This window comes from Rhodosalinus sp., assembly GCF_046542825.1.
Classification (GTDB): domain Bacteria; phylum Pseudomonadota; class Alphaproteobacteria; order Rhodobacterales; family Rhodobacteraceae; genus Rhodosalinus.
In genome coordinates, this window is sequence record NZ_JBKHAQ010000128.1 from 1 (window position 1) to 7,526 (window position 7,526).

Annotated in this window: 6 protein-coding genes; 3 read left to right on the forward strand and 3 right to left on the reverse strand. The window is 68.3% G+C overall.

From position 1 onward, the window contains the following. Positions 1-121: 121 nt before the first annotated feature. Positions 122-1,885: an ABC transporter ATP-binding protein gene (locus tag ACLFOB_RS13270; protein ID WP_410916859.1), complete on the reverse strand. Its 1,764-nt coding sequence runs from the start codon at positions 1,883-1,885 to the stop codon at positions 122-124. Further along, the gene (locus ACLFOB_RS13275) at positions 1,882-2,577 is read right to left on the reverse strand and encodes a tyrosine-protein phosphatase (protein ID WP_410916860.1); all 696 of its coding nucleotides are present in this window, start codon (positions 2,575-2,577) and stop codon (positions 1,882-1,884) included. Before ACLFOB_RS13275 ends, ACLFOB_RS13270 begins: the two co-directional genes overlap by 4 nt. A 133-nt stretch (positions 2,578-2,710) precedes the next feature. Here ACLFOB_RS13275 and ACLFOB_RS13280 point away from each other — a divergent pair, with 133 nt between their 5' ends. Then, on the forward strand, positions 2,711-3,934 hold the full coding sequence (locus ACLFOB_RS13280; RefSeq protein ID WP_410926381.1) for a pyridoxal-phosphate-dependent aminotransferase family protein: 1,224 nt from the start codon (positions 2,711-2,713) through the stop codon (positions 3,932-3,934). A gap of 128 nt (positions 3,935-4,062) precedes the next feature. After that, the gene (locus ACLFOB_RS13285; RefSeq protein ID WP_410926382.1) at positions 4,063-4,854 is read left to right on the forward strand and encodes a PRC-barrel domain-containing protein; all 792 of its coding nucleotides are present in this window, start codon (positions 4,063-4,065) and stop codon (positions 4,852-4,854) included. A 66-nt stretch (positions 4,855-4,920) separates the two neighbouring features. On the opposite strand, the gene ACLFOB_RS13290 is transcribed toward ACLFOB_RS13285, so the two are convergent. Next, entirely contained in the window at positions 4,921-5,232 is a 312-nt protein-coding gene (locus ACLFOB_RS13290) for an ETC complex I subunit (RefSeq protein ID WP_410918332.1), read from the reverse strand. A gap of 288 nt (positions 5,233-5,520) precedes the next feature. On the opposite strand from ACLFOB_RS13290, the gene uvrB reads away from it, so the two are divergent. After that, positions 5,521-7,526: excinuclease ABC subunit UvrB (gene uvrB, locus ACLFOB_RS13295; protein ID WP_410926383.1), on the forward strand; the 2,006-nt coding region annotated here is incomplete at its 3' end.

The window sequence follows — 7,526 nt, forward strand, 5'->3', positions numbered from 1 at the left end:
CCCCCGGTGACCGGCCATCGGCAGACAGGGCACGCTGCCGTCGATGCAGCCCTGCAGGCCAGCCCCCTCATCCCGATCAGGTCTTGGGGCGGCAAAAGCCCCGCCCGACGCGCCGGACGGCTCATGCCGCGCCTTCCTCGGTCTCGAACTGCATGCGGTAGAGCGCGGCGTAGGCGCCATTGTGCGCCAGAAGATCTTCATGCCGGCCCATCTCGACCACGCGCCCCTCCTCCATCACCACGATCCGGTCGGCGTCGCGCACCGTGGACAGCCGATGCGCGATCACCAGCGTCGTGCGCCCCTTCGTCAGCCGGTCGAGCGCCTCCTGCACCATCTGTTCGGACGCCGTGTCAAGCGCCGAGGTCGCCTCGTCCAGCAGAAGCACCGGCGTGTCGCGCAGAAGCGCGCGCGCGATCGCCACGCGCTGGCGCTGCCCGCCCGACAGGTTCGAGCCCCGCGGTCCGGCCGGCGCGTCGAGCCCGCCGTCGAGCCGGGGCAGGAAATCCGCGACATGCGCCGCCTCCAGCACCTCCTGCAGACGTTCGGGCGACACGTCCTCGCGGCCCAGCAGGATGTTTTCGCGCAGCGTGTCGTCGAAGAGCAGCGCATCCTGCGTCACGACCGAGAAGAGCCGCCGCAGATCGCCGAGGTCCAGGTCCTGCACCGCCACCCCGCCCACCGTCACGTGGCCCGACTGCGGATCGACGAGCCGGGTGAGCAGGTTGAAGACGGTGGATTTGCCCGCCCCGGAGGGGCCGACCAGCGCGGTGGTCCTGCCGGCTTCGGCGGTAAAGCTCGCGCCCTTGAGCGCCGGCGCATCGCCGTAGGCCAGGTGAACGTCGTCGAGGACGATCTCGGGGACGCCGCTTGGCAGCGGACTGGGCCGTGCGGGCGACACCAGCTTGGGCTCGGTCGAAAGCAGCTCGCGGATGCGCTCGATGCTGGCTGCCGCGACCTGCCAGACGCCCGCGATGTTGCCCAGCCGGCGCACTGGATCGAAGGCAAGACCCATCGCCGTGAAGAAGGCCATGAAATCGCCCACGGTCTTCTCGCCCGAGACGATCTCGGGCCCGCCATAGAGCAACACGCCCATGAAGCCCAGGCCCGACATGATGTCGATCAGCCCCGGGATCAGCGCCTGCCCGGCCGCGGTCCGCGTCTGCGCGCGCACGCGCTGCCGGGTCAGCCGGCGATAGCGCGCAGCCTGATACGCCTCGAGCCCGTTCAGCTTGACCGGAACGATGCCCATGAAGATCTCGCTCAGCCGCGTCGACAGGCCCGCGGCCACGTCGCGGGCGCGCCGCGCCTGCGAACGGACGTAACGTTGCAGCAGGATCACCGGAAACAGCACGACGGGTGCGCCCAAAAGCGCGACCAGGGTCCAGGTCAGGTCCACCCCCAGCGCCACCGAGAAGAGCGCGACCACCGCGACGGCATCGCGCCCCGCCCCGGTGATCATCGTGCGCCAGACATTGTTGATCGCGTTCACGTCGCCTTCGACGCGCTGGATCAGGTAGCCGGGCGGGTGGGTCTGGTGAAAGCTGCCGTCGAGCCGCATCAGGTGACCCAGCAGATCGGCCCGGATATGGGCCGACGTCAGCTCCGACAGCCGGGTCAGCAGAACCCTCTGCGCCACCCCGGAAATCGCGCGCGCGGCGAAAATGGCGAAGAACACGGCAGCCACCCAGGGGATTGCCGCCACCTCGCCGCCCACGAAGATGCGGTCGAACATGGGCTTCATCATCCAGCTGAGAAGCCCCAGCATGCTGCCCTCGATGACCATGAACACCGCTGCCGTCGCCAGCAGCGGCCAGCGCGGCACGAGATAGCGCCGCCAGAGCCAGGCGAAGAGCCTGCGCGGATGCGTGGCCGGCCTGTCGGTCACGCGATCTCCCGGGCGGGGCGGCCGGCGTCGAAGGCGGCCTGGATGGCCTTGTGATCGTATTCCTCCCGGATCCAGTCCTCGAAGGCGATGGCTCCGCGCGCAAGCCGCGCCTCGTAGACATCCAGGATGTAGCCCTGCACGCCGGTTTTCGTGAACCTGAGATGGAGGTACTTCAGGCCCAGCTGCTTCTGCGCCTCTGCGACCGGCACACCCTCGAACACCAGGAGATAGACCGCGGCGGCAAAGCCAGCGCGGTCCGCGCCGGATTTGCAATGAAAGAGGAACGGCCGTTCCGCCACGCGCATCGCCTCGATCATGGCAAGGACCCGTTCCGCAGAGACGGTGCGCCGTGCCGAGAGCTTCGCATCGATCAGAATCAGGCCCAGGGCCTCGCAGGATTCCTTCTCGAAAAGGTAGTGCGCATAGTCGTCCCCTCCGCGCAGATTGATCACGGTGCGGATGCCCATGTCACGGTAGCGGCGGAAACGCGCATGCGTCGGCTGGTTCGAGCGGTAGACGCCTGGCACCACCTCGAAGAAGTTGGTCCAGACCGTGCGCAGAACGGCGTGATCGAAAAGATGGTAATGGAGCCAGGCAGCCCGCCGGCCGGCGGGCGTCGAGACGTCACGGCCGAAGGATCGGCGCAAGTGGCGCTCGGACGCGTCGAGCAAGCTCCAGAGTCGTATCAGCATGGTGGGGCCGCCCGTCATCACTGCGCGCGGTTTAGAGGCTCGCCCGTCCCGTGACAAGCATGCGCGTCCCGGGCATTGACCCTTCCGGCAGCGCGCGACAGTGTCCTGAGGCCCCTTCGACACGGAGTCGTCCATGTCTCTTGCCCGCGGTCGTCCCTATCTCGCCATTCCAGGCCCATCGGTGATGCCCGACCGGGTGCTGAACGCGATGCATCGCGCAGCGCCCAACATCTACGAAGGCGACCTGATCGAGATGACGGCCGGGATCGTGCGCGACCTGCGCGCGGTGGCCTGCACTGAAGGCCATGTTGCGATCTACGCCGCCAACGGGCACGGCGCCTGGGAGGCCGCGCTGGCCAACACGGTTCGCCCGGACGGCAAGGTGCTGGCGCTGGCCACGGGCCGCTTCGGCGAGGGCTGGGCGAAGATCGCCGAGGGCCTTGGGCTGGAGGTGGAGCTGCTGGACTTCGGCAAGCGCGCCACGATCGACCCCGACCGCCTGCGCGCGGCGCTGCGGGCGGACAGGGGCGGCCGGATCGCCGCCGTTCTGGCCACGCATGTCGACACGGCGACCACCGTGCGCAACGATATCGGCACGCTGCGGCAGGTGCTGGACGAGGAAGGGCACCCCGCGCTGCTGATGGCCGACTGCATCGCCTCGCTGGCCTGCGACCGGTTCGAGATGGATGCGATGGGCGCCGACGTGATGGTGGCGGCCAGCCAGAAGGGGCTGATGGTGCCGCCGGGGCTGGGCCTCGTGTTCTTCAACGACCGCGCGGCGGAGGCCCGCGCGCGCCTGCCGCGCGTCAGCGTCTACTGGGACTGGGCGCCGCGCGCCGCGCCGGAGCACTACTACCAGTATTTCGGCGGCACCGCGCCGACCCATCACCTTTTCGGCCTGCGCGCGGCGCTGGACATGCTGGCCGAGGAGGGGCTGCAGAACGTCTGGGCGCGGCACGCGACGCTGGCGCGCGCGATCTGGGCCGCCTGCGCGCGCTGGGGCGAGGGCGGGCCGCTGGAGCTGAACATCGCGGATCCCGCGCTGCGCAGCCACGCGGTCACCGCGCTGCGGATCGGCGCGCCGCACGGCGCGAACCTGCGCCGGTGGATGGAGGAAGAGGCCGGCGTCACGCTGGGCATCGGCCTTGGCATGGCGGAGCCCGGCACGCCGGAGACGGGCGGCTTCTTCCGCATCGCGCACATGGGGCATCTGAACCCGCACATGGTCTTGGGGCTGCTCGGGTCGCTCGAGGCAGGTATGCGGGCGCTGTCGATCCCCTTCGCGCCGGGCGGGGTCGAGGCCGCCGCAGAGGTGGTGGCCGAGGCGACCGCGCCCGCCCGCCGCGCGGCGGGCTGAGCGGGGCACCGGAACACGCGGCAAGCCGCCTTCGTTGACCGATCCAGACCGGAGACCGTCTCTGGCGGCGTCCGTTCTGGACGCGTGGCCCTGAATGCGCCGCGCGAGCCGAACCAACGGAGGACACGATGACAAGACTGACAGTGACCGGCGCCCTTGTCGCCGCCACCGCCCTGACCGCCGCTCCGCTTGCGGCGCAGAGCCAGCAAGGGGATCAGACGGGCGACGACCGGCAGGAGTCCGCAGACCCGCTGTCGGAGGCCGAGGTTCGCCCGCTGACCGGCTGGACCTATGACAGTCTCTATGCCGACGGCATGAGTGCGGACGACTTCATGGCGTTCGAAGTACGCGGCTCGGGTGGCGAAGAGATCGGCGACATGGAGGACCTGCTCATCAGTTCCGAGGGCGAGGTGGTCGCGATCATCGCCGAGGTCGGCGGCTTCTGGGATATCGGTGATACCCACGTAAGCGTGCCCTACGACGAGATCGAAATGGACGCGGACGCCGCCACTGTCACGGTTCCGGTGACGGAAGAGACCGTCGAGGACTACGACTTCATGCAGGACGCCTACGCTGCCGGGGATATCGCGGAAGAGACCGTGCCCGGCGTTGACGATGCCGACTTCGTCCCGCGCGCATGGCGCGTCAGCGAACTGATCGGCGATTACGCCCGCATGCGCGAAGGCGACACCTTCGTCAATTACGGCTACGTCAGCGACCTTATCCTCAAGGAAGGCCAGGTCGATGCCGTCGTCGTGCAGCCGATGAACGCCTATGGAACCGGCTATCGCGCCTATCCCTATGCGGGCTACGAGCAAGGCTGGGGCTGGAACCCGGGTAGCCCCTACTATGACATGCCCTATGACATGGAAATGCGGGGCGAGCTCGGCGACTTCGACTATGACCAGATGGGCAGCTGAGCGGTCAATCGCAGGCGGCTGACACAAGGCGCGGGCCACTCGGTCCGCGCCTTCGTCCGTGCAGGGTCAATGCGTCCACGATCCCTTGCGGTCGGTGGCAAAATTCTCGCCATAGCCGCGCGGCCGGATGTTGGTGCGCCGCTTGTGCGGTTCGAAGACCTGCGCGTCGATCCCGTGCTCGCGGGCGTAGTCGAGGGCGGCCTCCTTGCTGTCGAACCGCAGCCGCACCTGCGCCTGCGTGTCCGCGGAAGAGGTCCAGCCCATCAGCGGATCGACCTCGCGCGGGGATTCCGGCGCGAATTCCAGCACCCAGTGCCTGGTCTTGGCGGTCCCGGACGAGGTGGCGGACCGGGACGGCTGATAGATGCGCGCGCGCATGGGGCACTCCTCACTCGCTCTTGCCCGGCTATATGGACGACGCGCCCCGAGGCGGCAAGGGTGAGGCCGCCTGCGCGGCACGCAGACCTTGGCCATCCGGCCTTTCGCGGGGAGCGAGGGGTGGGTAAGATGCGATCGGCCGAACGGCCAAGGAGCTGCTTGCCAGTAAATGATACATCTGAAGTGTCAGTTTTGGCAAACGGAATCGAGCGGTCCGGCGCGAAATTCGCGCAGTCTTGAACGCCGCCCCCAAGGCCCCAGCTTGAGCCTCGGACAAGGAGCCCGCCCATGACCGACGCTGCCCTGCACGCCCCCGCCCCCGACGTGCGCGCCCGCCCCAAGCTGGAGGGCGGCAAGCGCTTCGTCATGCACACCGATTTCGCGCCGGCAGGCGACCAGCCCACCGCGATCGCGGAACTCAGCGAAGGTGTCGAGGGGGGCGAGCGCAACCAGGTGCTGCTGGGCGCCACGGGCACCGGCAAGACCTTCACCATGGCCAAGGTGATCGAGGAGACGCAGAGGCCGGCCATCATCCTTGCCCCCAACAAGACGCTGGCCGCGCAGCTTTACGGCGAGTTCAAGGGCTTTTTCCCGGAAAACGCGGTCGAATACTTCGTCAGCTACTACGACTACTACCAGCCCGAGGCCTACGTCCCGCGCAGCGACACCTACATCGAGAAGGAATCCCAGATCAACGAACAGATCGACCGGATGCGCCACTCGGCCACCCGGGCGCTTCTGGAACGCGACGACGTGATCATCGTGGCCTCGGTCAGCTGCATCTACGGCATCGGCTCGGTGGAGACCTACGGCGCCATGACGCAGGACCTGAAGGCGGGCGAAGCCTACGACCAGCGCGCCATCATCGCCGACCTCGTCGCCCAGCAGTACAAGCGCAACGACGCGGCCTTCTACCGCGGCTGCTTCCGCGTGCGCGGCGACGTGCTGGAGCTCTGGCCCGCGCACCTGGAGGACCGCGCCTGGCGGCTCAGCTTCTTCGGCGAAGAGCTCGAATCGATCACCGAGTTCGACCCGCTGACCGGGGCGAAGACCGGCAGCTTCGAGCAGATCCGCGTCTACGCCAACTCGCACTACGTCACGCCCAAGCCCACGCTGCAGCAGGCCATCGTGGGCATAAGGAAGGAACTGCGCCAGCGGCTCGACCAGCTGGTGAACGAGGGCAAGCTGCTGGAAGCCCAGCGGCTGGAGCAGCGCACCAGCTTCGACCTCGAGATGCTGGAGGCCACGGGCGTCTGCAACGGGATCGAGAACTATTCGCGCTACCTCACCGGCCGCGCGCCCGGAGAGCCGCCGCCCACCCTCTTCGAGTTCATCCCCGACACCGCCATCGTCTTCGCCGACGAGAGCCACGTCACCGTGCCGCAGATCGGCGGCATGTATCGCGGCGACTACCGGCGCAAGTTCACCCTGGCCGAGCACGGCTTCCGCCTGCCCTCCTGCATGGACAACCGCCCCCTCAAGTTCGAGGAATGGGACGCGATGCGCCCGCAGTCGGTCTTCGTCTCCGCCACGCCGGGGCCCTGGGAGATGGAGCAGACCGGCGGCGTCTTCACCGAACAGGTGATCCGCCCCACCGGCCTGCTCGATCCGCCGGTGGAGATCCGGCCCGTCGAGATGCAGGTGGACGACCTGCTCGACGAGGTGCGCAAGGTGGCCGCCCGGGGCTACCGCACGCTCGCCACGACGCTCACCAAGCGGATGGCCGAGGATCTGACCGAATACCTGCACGAGCAGGGGATCCGCGTGCGCTACATGCACTCCGACATCGACACCATCGAGCGGATCGAGATCCTGCGCGATCTGCGGCTGGGGGCCTTCGACGTGCTGGTGGGCATCAACCTGCTGCGCGAGGGGCTCGACATCCCCGAATGCGGTCTGGTGGCGATCCTCGATGCCGACAAGGAGGGCTTCCTGCGGTCCGAGACCTCGCTGATCCAGACCATCGGGCGGGCGGCCCGGAACGCCGAGGGCAAGGTCATCATGTATGCCGACCGGATCACCGGCAGCATGGAGCGCGCCATCGCCGAGACCGACCGCCGCCGCGCCAAGCAGATCGCCTACAACGAGGAACACGGGATCACCCCCGCCACCGTGAAGAAGAACGTCGAGGACATCCTCGCCGGCCTCTACAAGGGCGACGTGGACATGAACCGCGTCACCGCGAAGATCGACAAGCCGCTGGTCGGCGCCAACCTGCAGGCCCACCTCGACGGGCTGCGGACGGACATGCGCAAGGCCGCCGAGAACCTCGAGTTCGAGGAGGCCGCAAGGCT

Excerpts from the sequence above, each read along its gene's own strand:
- ACLFOB_RS13275 (WP_410916860.1), bottom strand. The coding sequence starts at position 2,577 with ATGCTGATACGACTCTGGAGCTTGCTCGACGCGTCCGAGCGCCACTTG.
- ACLFOB_RS13280 (WP_410926381.1), top strand. The coding sequence starts at position 2,711 with ATGTCTCTTGCCCGCGGTCGTCCCTATCTCGCCATTCCAGGCCCATCG.
- ACLFOB_RS13290 (WP_410918332.1), bottom strand. The coding sequence starts at position 5,232 with ATGCGCGCGCGCATCTATCAGCCGTCCCGGTCCGCCACCTCGTCCGGG.
- ACLFOB_RS13285 (WP_410926382.1), top strand. The coding sequence starts at position 4,063 with ATGACAAGACTGACAGTGACCGGCGCCCTTGTCGCCGCCACCGCCCTG.